The sequence below is a fragment of the Pelagibius sp. 7325 genome (genome assembly GCF_037652055.1).
Classification (GTDB): Bacteria; Pseudomonadota; Alphaproteobacteria; order Kiloniellales; family Kiloniellaceae; genus Pelagibius.
The window spans coordinates 107,311-123,038 of sequence record NZ_JBBKAH010000011.1 but is presented as its reverse complement, the minus strand read 5'-3'; the positions used below and the strand labels follow the sequence as shown (position 1 = coordinate 123,038).

14 protein-coding genes are annotated in these 15,728 nt (G+C 67.4%); 4 read left to right on the top strand and 10 right to left on the bottom strand.

All coding sequences use genetic code 11. The features are described from left to right. Nucleotides 1-134: 134 nt before the first annotated feature. Nucleotides 135-1,286 (top strand): adenosyl-hopene transferase HpnH, encoded by a 1,152-nt coding sequence (hpnH, locus tag WDC82_RS20560; protein WP_340119275.1) that lies wholly within the window; start codon nucleotides 135-137, stop codon nucleotides 1,284-1,286. Here hpnH and WDC82_RS20555 read toward each other — a convergent pair. From WDC82_RS20555 to WDC82_RS20515, 9 genes are all read right to left on the bottom strand, one after another. Then, nucleotides 1,269-1,991: a hypothetical protein gene (locus WDC82_RS20555; RefSeq protein ID WP_340119274.1), complete on the bottom strand. Its 723-nt coding sequence runs from the start codon at nucleotides 1,989-1,991 to the stop codon at nucleotides 1,269-1,271. The genes hpnH and WDC82_RS20555 overlap by 18 nt on opposite strands. A 3-nt stretch (nucleotides 1,992-1,994) precedes the next feature. After that, a complete protein-coding gene (gene shc / locus WDC82_RS20550) occupies nucleotides 1,995-3,980 on the bottom strand; it encodes a squalene--hopene cyclase (protein ID WP_340119273.1) in 1,986 nt (661 codons plus the stop codon). A 208-nt stretch (nucleotides 3,981-4,188) separates the two neighbouring features. Then, nucleotides 4,189-5,496, bottom strand: coding sequence for a hydroxysqualene dehydroxylase HpnE (hpnE, locus tag WDC82_RS20545; RefSeq protein WP_340119272.1), 1,308 nt, complete (start codon nucleotides 5,494-5,496; stop codon nucleotides 4,189-4,191). Between the two features lie 3 nt (nucleotides 5,497-5,499). Continuing rightward, nucleotides 5,500-6,354, bottom strand: a complete 855-nt coding sequence (hpnD, locus tag WDC82_RS20540) for a presqualene diphosphate synthase HpnD (protein ID WP_340119271.1) — start codon at nucleotides 6,352-6,354, stop codon at nucleotides 5,500-5,502. After that, nucleotides 6,351-7,265, bottom strand: coding sequence for a squalene synthase HpnC (hpnC, locus tag WDC82_RS20535; RefSeq protein ID WP_340119270.1), 915 nt, complete (start codon nucleotides 7,263-7,265; stop codon nucleotides 6,351-6,353). Before hpnC ends, hpnD begins: the two co-directional genes overlap by 4 nt. A gap of 34 nt (nucleotides 7,266-7,299) precedes the next feature. Continuing rightward, nucleotides 7,300-8,469: a glycosyltransferase gene (locus tag WDC82_RS20530; protein WP_340119476.1), complete on the bottom strand. Its 1,170-nt coding sequence runs from the start codon at nucleotides 8,467-8,469 to the stop codon at nucleotides 7,300-7,302. Between the two features lie 91 nt (nucleotides 8,470-8,560). Beyond that, entirely contained in the window at nucleotides 8,561-8,995 is a 435-nt protein-coding gene (locus WDC82_RS20525) for a PAS domain-containing protein (protein ID WP_340119269.1), read from the bottom strand. Nucleotides 8,996-9,255: 260 nt separating this feature from the next. After that, nucleotides 9,256-9,783, bottom strand: coding sequence for a PAS domain-containing protein (locus WDC82_RS20520; RefSeq protein WP_340119268.1), 528 nt, complete (start codon nucleotides 9,781-9,783; stop codon nucleotides 9,256-9,258). Between the two features lie 131 nt (nucleotides 9,784-9,914). Continuing rightward, the gene (locus WDC82_RS20515) at nucleotides 9,915-10,502 is read right to left on the bottom strand and encodes a hydrolase (protein ID WP_340119267.1); all 588 of its coding nucleotides are present in this window, start codon (nucleotides 10,500-10,502) and stop codon (nucleotides 9,915-9,917) included. Between the two features lie 210 nt (nucleotides 10,503-10,712). On the opposite strand from WDC82_RS20515, the gene WDC82_RS20510 reads away from it, so the two are divergent. Then, entirely contained in the window at nucleotides 10,713-12,275 is a 1,563-nt protein-coding gene (locus WDC82_RS20510; RefSeq protein WP_340119266.1) for an alkaline phosphatase family protein, read from the top strand. Between the two features lie 26 nt (nucleotides 12,276-12,301). Here the strand turns inward: WDC82_RS20510 and WDC82_RS20505 are convergent, their stop codons facing one another. Then, the gene (locus tag WDC82_RS20505; RefSeq protein ID WP_340119265.1) at nucleotides 12,302-13,225 is read right to left on the bottom strand and encodes an NAD(P)-dependent oxidoreductase; all 924 of its coding nucleotides are present in this window, start codon (nucleotides 13,223-13,225) and stop codon (nucleotides 12,302-12,304) included. Between the two features lie 189 nt (nucleotides 13,226-13,414). On the opposite strand from WDC82_RS20505, the gene WDC82_RS20500 reads away from it, so the two are divergent. After that, entirely contained in the window at nucleotides 13,415-14,599 is a 1,185-nt protein-coding gene (locus tag WDC82_RS20500) for a mandelate racemase/muconate lactonizing enzyme family protein (RefSeq protein WP_340119264.1), read from the top strand. 34 nt (nucleotides 14,600-14,633) lie between these two features. Continuing rightward, nucleotides 14,634-15,680: a zinc-dependent alcohol dehydrogenase family protein gene (locus WDC82_RS20495; protein WP_340119263.1), complete on the top strand. Its 1,047-nt coding sequence runs from the start codon at nucleotides 14,634-14,636 to the stop codon at nucleotides 15,678-15,680. Nucleotides 15,681-15,728 lie beyond the last annotated feature (48 nt).

Here is a 15,728-nt window from a genome sequence, read left to right as displayed (position 1 = left end):
CAGCGGCCCCCTCTGCCTCTAAATCCCTAGTCCAAATGGGGTGGTGTTGCGCCGCAAAATCGGTAGACTGGCGCCGGACAGGGGGGCCTTCCTACACGACACGTTCCCCGCCCACCCGCTTGGAGAGGCATCTTTTGGCCGTCCCCCTTATTCAGCAGTTGCGCGTCGGCGCCTACATCATGAAGCAGCGCCTCACGGGCAACGACCGCTATCCGCTGGTCCTCATGCTGGAGCCGCTGTTCCGCTGCAACCTTGCCTGTCCGGGCTGCGGCAAGATCGACTATCCCGACGAAATTCTGAACCGGCGCCTGTCGGTCGCCGAGTGCATCGAGGCGGTGGAGGAGAGCGGCGCGCCGATCGTCTCCATTCCCGGCGGCGAGCCGCTGATCCACAAGGAGATGCCGGAGATCGTTGCGGAACTGGTGAAGCGCAAGCGCTTCGTTTACCTCTGCACGAACGCGCTGCTGCTGGCCAAGAAGATCGACGAGTACAAACCCAGTAAGTACCTGACCTTCTCCATCCACCTCGACGGCCTGGAGGAGGAGCACGACCGCGCGGTCGACCAGAAGGGCGTCTTCAAGCGCGCGGTGAAGGCGATCGAGCTGGCGCGCGACCGCGGGTTTCGCGTGAACGTGAACTGCACGCTGTTCAACAACGCCAAGGCCGACGAGGTCGCCGAATTCATGGATTTCGCCCGCGACCTCGGCGTCGAGGGTGTCACCATCTCGCCGGGGTATGCCTACGAGCGCGCGCCGGACCAGGCGCATTTCCTCAGCCGGCGCCAGACCAAGGAGCTGTTCCGCGACGTTTTCCGGCGCGGCAAGGGGCGCAAGTGGCGCTTCTCGCAGTCCAGCCTGTTCCTCGATTTCCTCGCCGGCAACCAGACCTACGAGTGCACGCCGTGGAGCAACCCGACGCGCAACGTGTTCGGCTGGCAGCGGCCCTGCTACCTGGTGAACGAGGGCTATGCCCCGAGCTTCAAGGCGCTGATGGAAGAGACGGCCTGGGAGCAGTACGGCACCGGTAACTACGAGAAGTGCGCCAACTGCATGGTCCACTGCGGCTACGAAGGCACTGCCGTCGCCGACACCGTGGCCAATCCGCTGAAGGCGCTGAAAGTGGCGCTCCAGGGAGTCAGCACCGAGGGAGAGATGGCTCCGGAGCTCGATTTCTCCAAGCAGCGGCCGGCGGTCTATGCCTTCGAGGATTTCGTCGAAGAAGCTCTGAAAGAATCAGGCAAGGGCAAGCCCGCCAAAGCCGGTTCCCCCTCAGAAGCCGCCGAATAGCGCGCTCTTTACCGATTCCAGCATCCTGAGGCGGGCGAGCGCCAGTTCGCTCTGGCGTGCGAGCCTGAGCACCGCCCGAAGTTCCCAGGGCCGCCGGATGAGGCCGGCCACTGCACGGCCGATCGCCGGCATGCCGTCGGGCCGCACCGCGTTTTCCACCAACGCCGGCAGATCGTCTCGTGCCGTATCGGCGATGGCGCGCACGGCGAGGAAAGGCAATGCCGCTTCCGCCGCCACCGCGGCGACGGCACCGGATTCCATGTCGACGGCGAGGCAGCCGCTTTCCAGATAGGCCTTCTGCTTGTCGGCGGCGTGCAGCAGCGTCCGAGGGCTGGCCAGCAACGCTCCTACGCGGTGCGGCAGAACGTTGGAATCCAGCTCGGCACCGAGTGTGCGGCACCATGCGGAATCGCAACGGTACGTGCTGCCGTCGGCACCGCGAACGCTGTCGGCGATCACCAGGTCGCCACAGGCGGGATCAGGCGAGAGGGCGCCGGCGATGCCGAAGCTGAGCAGCGCCTCGACGCCGTTCTCGACCAACTGGCGCGCGCGCGCCGCGGCTCGATCGGTGCTGGCGCCGGCGCAGGCGATCGCCACGGGCGCCTCACTGTTGCCGAGCAGCGCATTGGCGACCACCGCCTCTGAGGCGAGCCCGGTGACGACACCGATCTTGCGGAAGGAGCTTTGCTGCGCGGCCGGTACCACTGGCTACATGCCGTGGCTGACACGGCGCTGGTTGCTGCGCACCAGGTTGCGGTAGCGCGCCAGGGCCCACAGCGGGAAATAGGCGCTGTAGCCGTGGTATTTCAGATAGAACACGCGCGGGAAGCCGTTGCCTGTCCAATAGTCCTCGGCCCAGCGCGACGCTTGGCGCGGCAGCGTCTGCAGGTAGGCGATGCCGCGGCGCACGGCGTCGCTGTCGACCTCGCCGGCGGCCATCAGGCCCAACAGCGCCCAGGCGGTCTGCGAGGCGGTCGAGCCCTTGGCTTCGTCGCGCCGCTCGGGCCAGTAGGTGGCGCAGTCTTCGCCCCAGCCGCCGTCGGGCTGCTGCCGGCTTTCCAGCCAGGCGACGGCTTTGCGGATGTAGGGCGCCTGCATGTCCTCGTCGCAGGCGTTGAGGGCGCAGAGCACCGACCAGGTCCCGTAGACGTAGTTCACGCCCCAGCGGCCGTACCAGGAGCCGTCTTCCTCCTGCTCGCGCTTTACGTAGTCGATGCCGCGGCGCACCACGGTGTTGTCGCGCCCGTAGCCCAGCTGCGCCAGCATGGAGAGGCAGCGCGCAGAGACGTCGACCGTCGGCGGGTCCAGCAGAGCGCCATGGTCAGCGAAGGGGATGTGGTTCAGGTATTGGAACTCGTTGTCGGCATCGAAGGCGCCCCAGCCGCCGTTTTTGCTCTGCATGGCGATGACCCACTTGGCCGCGCGCTCCATGGCCGGCTTGCTGGCCTCGGAACCGGCGCGGTCCATCGCCATCACCACCACTGCGGTGTCGTCGACGTCCGGATAGTGGGCATTGTTGTACTGGAACGGCCAGCCGCCGACCGGCGCCTCGGCGCGCCGCCAGGCCCAGTCGCCGCGCACCTCGGTGATCTCGCGCTCCAGCAGCCAGTCGAATGCGCGGGTGAAGGTGTCGCTGTCACCCGGCTCGCCGGCTTCCAGCATGGCGTGGGCGGCGAGGCAGGTATCCCAGATCGGCGACAGGCAAGGTTGGCAGGTGACGGTGCCGTCGGCGCGGTAGAACAGCAGGCGGTCGATCGCCTCGCGCGTCAGGCGGTAGTCGGGGTCCTCCCAGTCGTAGCCGAGCACGTGGAAGGCCATGGCGGCATTGGCCATGGCGGGGAAGATACCGCCCAGGCCGTCTTCGCCGTTCAGGCGCTCCTTCACGAACTCCATCGCCGCGTTGATCGCCTTCTGTCGCTTGGCGCGCGGCCGCAGCGGATCGCTGAGCCGCAGCACCCGGTCGATGCCGGCGAAAATGGCGCCCAGCGGGCTGCCGGTGGCATTCATCTGGTAGACCGAGCGCGCCGGGTCCTCCAGGAACAGTTCACGGATGGAGACACCGCGCGGGTTGGCCGCCCGCGGCTTCTTGTCCATGACCACCAGCAGCGGCGCGATCACCGTGCGCGACCAGTACGACACCTTGGAGAGGTGGAAGGGGAACCAGCGCGGCAGCAGCATGATCTCCACCGGCATCTCCGGCACCGCCCGCCACGGCACCTGGCCGAAGAGGGCGAGCGCGATGCGGGTGAAGACGTTGGACTGCGCGGCGCCGCCGGCGGCGAGGATCGCCTCGCGGGCGCGCACCATGTGCGGCGCGTCGGGGTGGTCGCCGGCCAGCTTCAACGCGAAGTACGCCTTCACGCTGGCGCTGACGTCCAGGTCGCCGTTGTGGAACAGCGGCCAGCCGCCGTGGGCGCCCTGGATGGCGCGCAGATGGGCGGCGAGCCTGGGTTCGAGGTCCTGGAATTTCGCGGTGTCGACCTGGCCGAGGAAGTGCTGCAGGAAGATGTACTCGGCGGGGATGGTGGCGTCCGCCTCCAGCTCGAACAGCCAATGGCCGTCCGGCCGCTGCTCAACCTTCAAGGCCGCACGCATCTCTTCCACCAGGGCATCGACGGCGTCGATGTCCGGAAGCGGGGCGGCGGGTGGTATGGAAGAAGCGTCGCGGTCTTTGGCTACGATACTGCTGGTCATCGTGGTGTTAAGCCCAATCGGCCTCATGCAATGAAAGTCGAAGTCCCCGGTGACTTCCGCTGGGCGACTTCCTCCGGCCTGTCTGCTTTCCCCCGACCCGCCGTTGCGAATCAGCGGTTCTTGACGGGATTTTGACCATACGGAAAGGCCCTGGCAAGCCTGCTCGGGCGCCGGCGGACCGCCCGAAAGGGCAAAATCCATAATTTCTTCAGGGTTTTGCGACGATGGCGGCCGCCGCGGCTCCAGAACGCACCGCCGAGTCGATGGTCGCCGGGTAGCCGGTATCGGTCCAGTCGCCGGCCAGTGCCAGGTTGGCCCAGCGGGTGCGCGGCCCGGGACGCAACTTCAGAGCCGCCGGCGTCTGGGCCAGGGTCGCCCGCTTCTCCTTGATGATCCGGATGACGGGCTGAGCTGAGGCCGCTGAGGCCGGGTCGAGGCCGAGGGCCCTGGCGGTGTCGCGCCACATGAGGCCGGCGATGGTCTCGGCCGGCTGTTCGGCCAGGTCTTCCGCCGCGCTGACCGTCAGGCTGACCACGTCGTCGCGCAGGAACAGCCAGTCGGCAGACCCGCCGACCAGGCCCAGGATGGGGAGATCCGGTGCGAGGGAGCGGGCCGGACGAACGCCCTCCGGCAGGCGGATATGGGCGTTCACGATGGGCCGGGCGTCGCGCGGCACGGCGAGACCGGGAACCAGATCGCCGGTGGCGCCGGGCGGCAGGGCCAGCACCACGCCATCGCCCGGGGGCACCTCGACCTTGTGGTCGCCGAAGTCGAGGGCGGTGACGCGGGCGTCGTCATGGATGACGGCGCGCAGGCGGTGGTTGAAGCCGATTTCGCCGCCGAGGCCGTGGATCACGTCGAGCGCCGGGTTGACGAAGACGTCGCTGAGGCCGCGCCGCGCGACGAAGGGACGGCAGGCCTCGGCACCCTTGGCGAAGGACTCGCGCACCACCAGCCAGAGGAGGCGCGCCGAGGCCTCGCGCGGGTGGGTGTTCAGCGCGGCGACGGTCAGCGGCACCCAGAAACGCCGCCACAACACGCCGCGGTCGCCTCCCTTCCGGGCCAGACAGTCGGCGACGGTGTCGTCCGCACCCGCGAAAGCGAGCTTCCAGGCGCCGAAGTAGTCGCCGGCGCCGGTGCCGGGGATGCGGCGCGCCTTGTCGAAGATCCACCAGGGGATCGGTCCTTTGCCGGGGGTCAGCGTCCAGCTTTCGCCGCTGGCGAGGTCGAGAAAGGGGAAAGCCGCCTCGGTCGGCCGGGTCAGGCGGTCGGATGCGCCGATCTCCGCGACGAAACCCAGCGCCGCCGTGTTGGCGGCCAGTAGCATGTGGTTGCCGTTGTCGATGCTGCGCTCCAGCTTGGCATCGACATAGGAACGGCAGCGCCCGCCCGCCTGTGCCGCCGCTTCGTAGAGCGTGACGCGCCAGCCGGCCTTGGCGAGTCGCAGTGCCGCCGAGAGTCCGGCAATGCCGGCGCCGACGACATGGGCACGGCGATGGGCGGCGGTCTCACCCATGGCTCAGAAGCAACTCCTCAGCGCGATCCAAAGCTTCTCGGCCTTGGGCAGGCTGACGCGCGCCGTCACGTCTTGCCAGTCGTCCTGCCGCAGGCGGTGCAGCAGGCGGCGGTAGACCGCCAGCATGATGCGCGCCGGACGCATCGGCCCGCGCCGGCAGCGTGCCATCAGGCGCTCGGCCTCGGTGAAGCGTTCCTCGGCCAGGGCGGCGAGGTCGCGGCAGACGGCGGGCAGGCGCGGGTCGTGCAGTACCGTCATGGGATCGTCGGACTCGATACCATGGCGCCGCAGCAGTTCGCGCGGAAGATAGAGGCGGCCGCGCTCGGCGTCCTCGGCGACGTCGCGCAGGATGTTGGTGAACTGCAGGGCGTCGCCTTCGGCCAAGGCAAGATCGCGCGCTTCCGGTTCGTTGGCACCGAAGGCGTGAACGGACAGCACACCGACCGCGCCGGCGACGCGGCGGCAGTAGAGGCGGAAGTCCTCGAGGCTGGGTGCGCGTATGTCTTCGCGGGCGTCCATTTCCATGCCGTCGATCACGGCGAGGAACTCCTCTTTCGGCAGATTGTAGACCTTGATCGGGTGGAGCAGCGCCCGGGTGGTCGGGCAAGTCGGGCGGCCGGCATAGAGGCGCTCGATCTCCTCGCGCCAGGCGGCGAGGTCGCGCTGCTTCTGTTCCGGCGTGCCGCCTTCATCGGCGATGTCGTCGACCTCGCGGCAGAAGGCGTAGATCGCGTACATCGCGGCGCGGCGCGGGCGTGGCAGCAGGCGCATGCCCCAGAGAAAGGAGGAGCCGGAGCGCGTCGCGACGCTGCGCACATGGGCTTCCGCGGTTTCGCCCATCGCCGCCGTGTCGGTCATCGCCGCAGCTCCGCAGGTCGCCGCTGCCCGAACAGGCGGACAGCTTGCACGGAGACGACGCCTTTCATGCCGCAGAGTACGAAATCAGGCTTGCCCAGGGCGACTCGCCTGGCCAGCGGATCGCCTTTGCGCAGCAATGCCGTCAGCCGCTGGGCGAGCCGGACGATGACGGCGGATTCCATGGCGAGACGCGTGGAGCGCAGCTGGCCGGGCAGCGTTTCGGCCTCCGCCAGCAGACGCCCGACGCCGTCGAGGCAGCGGTCGAGCACGCGGCGGAAGCCGGGCGGACTCACATGCTGGTCCAGCACCGTCACGTCCAGGCCTTCGGCGGCCAGCCAATCGCCCGGCAGATAAACGCGGTCCAGTACGTGGTAGTCGTCCTGGCAGTCCTGCAGGTGGTTAAGGATCTGCAGCACGGTGCACAGGGCGTCGGAGGCGCCGTAGCCCGCCGGGTCCTCGCCGTGCAGGTCCAGAAGGTAGCGACCGACCGGATTGGCGGAGAGTCGGCAGTAGTCGATGAGCTCGCCCCAGTCGGCGTAGCGCGTCTTCACCGCATCCTGCTTGAAGGCGGCAATGAGGTCGGTGCCGCGCGCGGTTGGCAAGCCGGTGGCGGCGAGGCTCGCGCGCAGGCGGCTGGCTTTCTCGAGTCCAGGACGATCGGCGTCGGCGTCTTGCAGTGCCGCTTCGAAGGCCGAGAGCCGTTCGATCTTATCGTCGGGTGCCAGCGCCGGGTTGTCGGCGATGTCGTCGATGGCACGCGCGAAGGCGTAGTAAACCGCTACGTGCGGCCGCAGCGCCGCCGGCAGCAGCCAGGAGCCGACCGGGAAGTTCTCGTCCGCCGCCCCTTTACCGGACGGTGTTTCGACGGCAGCGCTTTTCACGGCGGCGTTTTTGACATGGGTGTCAGTCATCGGTCCCGATCATAAACGGCCTGGGCGGGCGGGGCTAACCCACATGGTGGTCCTGCACGCGGCCCTTCCACTGGCCGCCCCGGCCGCGCCAGTGGCGCAGCGCGGAATCGAATGTCATCGCGCTGTAGAGGGCAGCGGCCAGCGGCAGCAGGGGCGCCAGCCAGGCCGGCTGGCGATAGAGTTTCAGCGTCGGCAGCAGGGAGAACGCCATGAGCAGCCAGGTCAGCGCACCGAGCAGCGCCGCCGCGCCGTCCTGGTGCCAGGGCCAGGCGAGCAGCAGCAGCGGCGGCACAAGGTAGGTCACCACCATGCCGACCAGGGTGCCAGCGAGCAGCAGCGGCGAGTGGCGCAGCTGGTTGTAGGCGCTGCGCGCGACCATGTCCCAGATGACGCCAAGGCCGCTGTAGGGGCGGATGGATCGCGCCTCGGTGGCGAGGCCCAGCCAGATGCCGCCGCTCTCGGCCGGGCGGCTCTGCTTCACCGCGCCGGCCAGGGTGCAATCGTCGATCAGGGCATGGCGGATGGCCGCAACGCCGCCGATCCGCGCCAGTGCCGCGCGGCGGATCAGGACGCAGCCGCCGGCCGCCGCCGCGGTCGCCTTCTTCGGGTCCTTCACCCAGGCGAAGGGGTAGAGCTTCTGGAAGAAGTAGATGAAGGGCGGGATCAGCAGGCGCTCCCAGAAGCCGCTGCAACTGAGCGCCACCATCAGCGAGACAAGGTCGCGCTGCTCTGTCTCCGCCTTGGCGACGAGGCGACGCAGTGCGTCGGGTGGCTGGCGGATGTCGGCATCGCTGAACCACAGGTAATCGCTGTCGGGCGCGGCGGCCTCGCTGCCCTGGTGCAGCGCCCACAGCTTGCCGGTCCAGCCCTGGGGCAGCGGCGCGGCGCACAACAGGGTGAAGCGCCCGGCTTGGCCGCTCGCTGCGGCGGCGGCCTCGGCGACGGCGGCGGTGCCGTCCTCGCTGTGGTCGTCGACCAGGATCACCGACAGCCGCCCGGGATAGTCCTGCGCCAGCAGGGAGCCGAGGCTATCGCCTATGACGTCGGCTTCGTTGCGGGCCGGCACCACGGCGGCGACCGACGGTGCGTTGTCCCGCGCCGGCGCCGGCTGGTCGAGCCGTTCGGCGGAGCGCCAGAAACCGCCGCGCAGGGTCAGCAGGTAGACCCAGATCAGCAGCGATAGCAGGGCGAGGGCGAGCGGCACGGAGGACAAGGCGGGGCGCGGTCCTTGGAGACGGTGCGGAATGGCTGCCCCTTATCGGCAGGTTTTTAGTGCAGCGCAAGGGTCCTGCCGGCTAGCGCGGGTGGCGGGTGTTCACGTTCAGCGACATCAGCCGGTCGAGCGTTACGCCGTCGCTGGACAGCGGCAGGCAGAGCGCCTCGACGTCGATGAAGGGCCGCCGCCCGGAAGGCGATTCGGGCCAGTAAGCATAGGCGGGCGCCGTGTGCTCGCGGCAAAAGTCGAACAGCTGCCTGGAACGGTCGCGTATCACGTCAGGCACCTTGGCTTCGGAGTGGCGCCTGCCGGTCTGCTCACCGTAGGTATTCACCAGATTCTGGCCGAAAAGGCGAATGTAGTAGTCGGCGCCCCCGTCGATGACATCGACCATCAGGAGATGGGGCCAAAGGGCTACGATTTCCTCCGGCGCCATGGCGTCGCGGCGCGGAAAGGCCGCTTCGCCCCTGATCGACTCCCAGTAGCCCAGCGCGTCTGTCAGGACCGGCGACAAAAACGCGAATCCATTCGCCACGACCGGCCCGACCGGACGGCCTCGATCCCTATCCGCAATCAACTGCACCATGATGGCCTGACCCGGTCTTCCGCAGGGTGGCGCTGCCTGGACTGGCGGTCTCGTGCTGCGCTGTCATCTCGATAGCATGATGGCATTAACGGAACCAATGCAACGTCTGGGACAGTTTTGGGCCCACCGGCCGTGACGGCTCGCCTGCGCGGCGGGGCATGGCGGTATCGCGCAGGTCCCCGCCAGAGTCAGCGGGCCTCCGGGCCCGAAGGGTGGAAGCCGTTCTGAACGCGCAGAATGGTGGTGCGGAAGCCCGGATCGCTGGTCACGTAGACGATTCCCGCCAGCACCATGGTCACCTCGGCGCCGTCCTCGCTGAGCGGAAGCATGAGGCGCTTGGCCCAGAGGGTGTTCTGATCGCCATCGCGGAAGCAGCCTTCCGAGTAGACCGGCATTCTTTCGGCGATGATGCGCTCGTAGAGACCGACGATGTAGTCCAGGTAAGGGCCGTGTTTCACTTCGTCCAGGTAACGGTTTGTCAGTGTGCAGCCGAAGCGTTCCTCGATCTGCGTGCCGGCGAGGCGGTAGCGGAAGCGCCGCCCCGGCCCATTGCCGTCGCTGACGATTTCGCAAAGGGCGACATGGGGCAGCAGGTGCGGAATATCGACGGGATCGATATTGTTGCGTGCCGGCGCAAAGCGTTCCCCCCGGCACTGCGACCAATATCGGTAGAGCTCGGCGAGCAAGGGCTCGTCCAGAGAATCGACAAAATTCATATCTCGCGCCCCCCGTGCTGCCCGGCCCGGGCAGGGCAGGCAGCGGACGTAAATACTTAAAAAATAATACCACTAACGGAAGAAGAGCCCCCGCCCTTCCCCGCGCAAAGGTTAGCACTTTGTCGAATTGATTATAAGCCTTTTGCGAGGGCGGTGTAGCGTTCAATGAAAAGGTGCTTCGCCTTGGCGGCGGGCCAGGGCGCCAGCGTAATGCCGTCGAATCGCTTGTGATGGCCGAACAGCCGGCGCGCTTCGCTGGGCGAAAAGCCGGCCAGCTGGGTGGCCTCCAGGTAGGCGGCGATGCGGTCGGCGCGCTTGATGAGCGTCTTGAGGTCCTCGGATTCTTCCGGTGGCAGGCCAAAGCGCAGGCGGATCGCGGTCATCAGCCGATGCTCCAGTCCTTTGTAGCCGGGCCCGACGGCGGACTTAAAAGGCGTGATGAGATCGCCGATGACGTATTCGGCAGCGTCATGGAGGACGGCGGAGAGATGGCCGGCGGCACCCAGCCTGGGGCGCAGGCCGGCGACGATGTCGTCGACCAGCAGGCTGTGCTGGGCAACCGAAAAGGCGGTGTCGCCGGAGGTCTGGCCGTTCCAGCGGGCGACGCGAGCAAGGCCGTGGGCGATGTCCTCGATCTCGATGTCGAGCGGCGAGGGGTCGAGCAGGTCGAGCCGGCGCCCGGAGAGCATGCGCTGCCAGGCTCGTGTCGAATCCTTCATTCCTCCCCGCCTCGTCTGCCTTGCCGTGATCGTCCTCCGACAAGGCATAGGCGGCGCTGCCGATCCTGGCAAGTGGCGAGGGCGCCGGCGGCCAAGCAGAAGGCGGCGGCGGACACCGGTTGTCCCGGGGCATGCGTCTGCAGTTGCCTTGCGCCGCGAAGCGTGGTGAATCGCGCGAGTGATTTCTCATCTTGGGAGCCGCTGCGGGTCATGACGCCGAACATCCTGCTGATTACCGCCGACCAGTGGCGCGGCGACTGCCTGGGCCTGGCGGGGCATCCGGTGCTGCGCACGCCGGCGATCGACGCCCTGGCGGCCGAGGGAGTCGCGTTTCTGCGCCATTTCTCTCAGGCGGCGCCGTGCTCCCCGGGCCGCGCTTCGCTCTATACCGGCCTCTACCAGATGAACCACCGGGTGCTGCGCAACGGCACCCCGCTGGACGCGCGCCACGACAACATCGCCAAGGCGCTGCGCCGCAAGGGCTACCGGCCGACCCTCTTCGGCTACACCGACCAGGCGGTCGATCCACGCACCGCCGCGCCGGACGATCCGCGCCTCGTCACCTATGAGGAGGTGCTGCCAGGGTTCGATGTCGGCGTGAAGCTGCCGGAGGACAACGGCGCGTGGTTCGCCTGGATGCAGGGGCGCGGCCACGCGGTACCGGCGGACGACAGTCGCTGGGCATTGTTCTGGCCGGAGTCCGGGCGCCCAGCGCTGCCGAACGGTGCGCCGCCGCGCTTCAGCCAGGACGAAACGGAAACCGCCTTCCTCACCGGCGCCTTCCTGGACTGGTTGGCGATCCAGCCGAAGAACGCGCCCTGGTGCGCACATGTCTCCTTTCTGCGTCCGCACCCCCCTTTCGTGGTGCCGGAGCCCTTCAACACGATGTATGACCCGGCCGACGGTCCGGCCTTCAACAAGGCGGCGGACACGGATGCCGAGGCAACGCAGCATCCCTACCTGCGTTACTGGCTGGACACGACCAAGGGGTCCTCTTTCTGCCTCCTTGCCGACGGTGAGCGCCGGGTGGCCGACTGGCCGGAAGAAGCCTTCCGTCGCGTGCGCGCCACCTACTGGGGCATGATTTCGGAGGTCGACCGCCAGATCGGCCGCCTCGTCGAAGGGCTGAAGGCGGCCGGCACCTGGGACAATACCGTCATCGCGTTGACCTCGGACCACGGCGAGATGATGGGCGACCACTGGACGCTGGGCAAGTTTGGCTATTTCGATCAGGCCTACCACGTCCCACTCGTCATCCGCGACCCGCGCCTCCCGGAAGGCTTTGGCGGCAAGGTCACGGCCTTCACCGAGGCGGTTGACGTGATGCCGACCATCCTGGAAGCGGCCGGCGCGCGGCGTGATGGCCCGGCCGACGGGCGCGCGCTGACGCCCTTTCTCCGCGGCGAACGGCCGGCGGACTGGCGCCGCGAGGCGCATTGGGAGTTCGATTTCCGCGAGGTGGCGTCGGGCGTGCCGCAACGCGCGCTGGGCGTCGATCTCGACGACTGCTCTCTCGCGGCCATCCGGGGCGAGCGCTATAAGTACGTCCACTTCGCCGGGCTACCGCCCCTGCTGTTCGACCTTGAGGAAGATCCGGCCGAATTGCACAACCTGGCCGGCGATCCGGCGCACTTGGCCGTGCGGGTGGAGATGGCCGAGAAGCTGCTGGCCTGGCGCAGCCGCCATCTGGACCGCCGGCTCACCGGCCTGTCGCTGACCCCCGGCGGCCCCTACGACGCCCGCGCGAACCAGAGCCTTTCGGGACCGGATTGAATCATTCTGCCGGAGTGCAGAGCCGGCTAGCGGTCGCCGGTGCCCGGCAGCACTGCGGGGAAGCCCGGCGCCCGGAGCGGCTCTTCCAGTTGGTCTTCCAGCAGTTTCACCGCCATTGTCGACCATGCCTGTTCGCCATAGGTGTCGCTGGCTTTGGTGAAAATCTCATGCACCAGTTCTGCCATCGGCAGCGGCGTCCCGGTATCGCGCGCAAGGGTCAGGGCTAGGTTGTAGTCCTTCATCGCCAGAGCCATGGTGAAGGCGCAGTTGTAGGACCCATTGAGGACCAGTTGCCCCTCCGTTTCATGGGCGAAGGAATTGCCCGACGAGATACGGATGCCGTGATAGGCCTTGGCGAGGTCGACGCCGGCCCGCTTGGCCAGCATCAAGGCCTCGCCGCTGGCCCAGAGGTGGGCGAAGGCCAGCACGTTGGTGATCACCTTCACGATAGAAGCGGCGCCGATCGGTCCCATGTGCTCGATCTCGCCACCCATCGCCGCGAGCAGGGGCCGGTAGCGTGCAAAGACTCCTTCGTCTCCCCCCACCAGGATAGATATCTCGCCGGTCCAGGCGCGGTTTACGCCGCCGGTGACCGGCGCTTCCAGCGCGTCGATGTCTCGCTTTGCCGCCTCTGCCGCGTAGCGCCGCATGTCCTCGGCATCGGTGGTGCTCATCTCGATCCAGAGGCTACCCGCCGAAAGCGCAGAGAGCAGGCCCTGGTCGCCGGGCACAACGGCGGCCACCGCTGCCGGATTTGGCAGCGAGGTTATGGCAACCTCCGCGCCTGCGGCGGCGGCAGGAAGAGACGGCGCCAGGATCGCCCCCTGCCCGACCAGGGGCGCTGCACGACTTGCGTCAAGATCGAAGACCGTCATCTCATGGCCGGCTCGCAGCAGGTTCTGCGCCAGCGGGAAGCCCACATTGCCAAGGCCTACGAATGCGATTCTCATGCCGGTCTCTCCACTTCCTGTGTCTCCCTGCGCCAGGAGAAGCTCTGCGCTTGGCGCTGTCCAGCGGCTTTCTGCGGGTCGCATTCAATTTCCCGTCTTGACGGGAATTGTCCTGCGGTCGCGTAATCGATTGACCTTCCATCTCCCTGGCACCGCCGTCGGGGCCAGCGAGCGTTGAGGGGCCCGTCCATGAAGGTGAGCAGCTTCGAGGTCTTTGTCGTCGGCACACCGCCGCCGCACTTCGGCGGGCGTTACTGGGTGTTTGTGAAGCTGACGACCGATGGCGGCGTTGAGGGTGTCGGCGAAATCTACTCGGTTCCGTTCCACCCTCGGGTCGTCGAGCGCATGATCGCGGATGTCTGCGAGCGGATGGTGATCGGCGCTGACCCCTTCCGGATCGAACAGCTGTGGCGCCGCATTTACAGTAGCGGCTACACCCAGCGACCGGATACCTCCCTGCTGGCAGTACTGAGCGGCATCGAGATGGCCTGCTGGGACATCATCGGGAAGGAACTGGGTCGGCCCGTTTACGACCTGCTGGGCGGCAAGGTGCATGATCGGCTGCGCAGCTACACCTATCTCTATCCCGAGCCTGGCGAAGGTGACCGCGTCTACAGCGATCCCGATCTGGCGGCGCAGCGCGCCAGCGAATACCTGGCACTGGGGTTCACCGCCGTAAAATTCGATCCCGCCGGGCCCTATAGCGCATTCGACCCGCGGCAGCTGTCGCTCGCGGCGCTGGATTGCAGCGAGTTGTTCATGAAGCGCCTGCGGGAAGCCGTGGGCTCCGCCTGCGATCTGCTGTTTGGCACCCACGGACAGATGACTCCGGCGGGGGCGATCAGGCTGGCGCGCCGCATCGAGCCCTACGATCCCTTGTGGTTCGAAGAGCCGACGCCGCCGGAGATGCCGGGCGCCATGGGGCAGGTCGCCCGGGCGACGTCGATCCCGGTGGCCAGCGGCGAGCGCCTCACCACGAAGTACGAGTTCGCGGCGCTTCTGCAGTCGCGGGCCGCGGCCATTCTGCAAATGAACCTGGGTCGGGTCGGCGGAATCCTGGAGGCCAAGAAGATCGCCGGTATGGCGGAGACCCACTATGCCCAGATCGCACCGCATCTCTACTGTGGCCCTGTTGTCGGGGCGGCGAACATTCAGATCAGCACCTGCAGCCCAAACTTCCTGATCCTGGAGTCCATCAAGACCTGGGGCGGATTCCATGCGGAGCTTCTGAAAAGCCCGATCCGTTGGGAAGCAGGCTATGTGATTCCCCCCGACGCCCCTGGCCTCGGCGTCGAGATCGACGAAGAAGTAGCGCGCGCCCATCCCTACGAAGGCGAGGCACTGCATCTCGAGATGAGCGACAGGCCGCAATGATTCAGGAAGTTCTCCTGCTGGAGTTTGTCGCGCAATGAAGGCTGCGGTCCTCGAATCCTACAATGCCCCCCTTGTTGTGAGGGACGTCCCCACGCCCGACCCATCCAGGGCGGGCGCCGTCATCAAAGTGGCGGCAAATGGTATATGCCGCAGCGACTGGCATGCCTGGGCCGAGCACTGGCCCGGTTTCCTCAGGCTTCCGCATGTTCTGGGGCACGAGATGTGCGGTGTCGTCGAAGCCATCGGGCCGGAGGTGAGCCGCTTCGTCCCGGGCCAGCGTGTCATCGTCCCCTTCAGCGGCGGTGACGGCAGCTGTCCCCGGTGCCATGGCGGCCTTTCTCACCTCTGCGACAGTCCGGTCATGCCGGGTTTCCGCTCCTGGGGTGGTTTCGCGGAATATGTCGCCGTCGACAAGGCCGACCTGAATCTCGTCGTCCTGCCCGAGGAGGTCAGCTTTTTGGCCGGCGCCGGTATGGGGTGTCGCTTCATGACCGCATTCCACGGCCTGACCGACAGGGTGCACTTAGGTGCCGGGGAATGGATCGTGGTCTACGGCTGCGGCGGTATCGGGCTGTCGGTCGTCGAAATCGCCAACTGCCTGGGCGCCCAGGTCATCGCGGTCGACATTGGCGTGGAGAAGCTGGATCTCGCCAGGGAACTGGGGGCGGTAGCCACCGTCAACGCCTCAGAAGTCGACGATCCGGTGTCGGCCGTGCGGGAACTGACCGGCGGCGGGGCACAGGTCTCGGTCGATGCCCTGGGTATCCAGCAGACCTGCGAAAACGCCGTCCGCAGTCTGGCAAAGCGCGGCCGGCACCTGCAGATCGGCATGACCTCAGGACAGGCGGGGGGCAAGCTTCAGGTGCCGATCGACGACGTGATCGGTGGAGAGCTTGAGATCTATGGCAGCAAAGGGATGCCGGCGCATCACTTCGCAGGGATGCTTCGCCTGGTCGCTGCCGGGCGACTGGATCCCGGCCGCCTGGTGACTCGGACGGTTGCCCTCGAGGATGCGGGCGGCGTCCTGGCTTCAATGGGGCGTTTCGATACCCTGGGCTTCACGGTGATCGACCGCTTCTAGGCGGCCCGCGGCGCGCTTAACGCGAGTTTTATCCCTTGCTGAACGCCA

What these genes read in the sequence shown, in the direction of transcription:
- shc (WP_340119273.1), bottom strand. Translation starts at nt 3,980, where the DNA reads ATGACCAGCAGTATCGTAGCCAAAGACCGCGACGCTTCTTCCATACCA.
- hpnE (WP_340119272.1), bottom strand. Translation starts at nt 5,496, where the DNA reads ATGGGTGAGACCGCCGCCCATCGCCGTGCCCATGTCGTCGGCGCCGGC.
- hpnD (WP_340119271.1), bottom strand. Translation starts at nt 6,354, where the DNA reads ATGACCGACACGGCGGCGATGGGCGAAACCGCGGAAGCCCATGTGCGC.
- hpnC (WP_340119270.1), bottom strand. Translation starts at nt 7,265, where the DNA reads ATGACTGACACCCATGTCAAAAACGCCGCCGTGAAAAGCGCTGCCGTC.
- WDC82_RS20520 (WP_340119268.1), bottom strand. Translation starts at nt 9,783, where the DNA reads ATGAATTTTGTCGATTCTCTGGACGAGCCCTTGCTCGCCGAGCTCTAC.
- WDC82_RS20515 (WP_340119267.1), bottom strand. Translation starts at nt 10,502, where the DNA reads ATGAAGGATTCGACACGAGCCTGGCAGCGCATGCTCTCCGGGCGCCGG.
- WDC82_RS20510 (WP_340119266.1), top strand. Translation starts at nt 10,713, where the DNA reads ATGACGCCGAACATCCTGCTGATTACCGCCGACCAGTGGCGCGGCGAC.
- WDC82_RS20505 (WP_340119265.1), bottom strand. Translation starts at nt 13,225, where the DNA reads ATGAGAATCGCATTCGTAGGCCTTGGCAATGTGGGCTTCCCGCTGGCG.
- WDC82_RS20500 (WP_340119264.1), top strand. Translation starts at nt 13,415, where the DNA reads ATGAAGGTGAGCAGCTTCGAGGTCTTTGTCGTCGGCACACCGCCGCCG.
- WDC82_RS20495 (WP_340119263.1), top strand. Translation starts at nt 14,634, where the DNA reads ATGAAGGCTGCGGTCCTCGAATCCTACAATGCCCCCCTTGTTGTGAGG.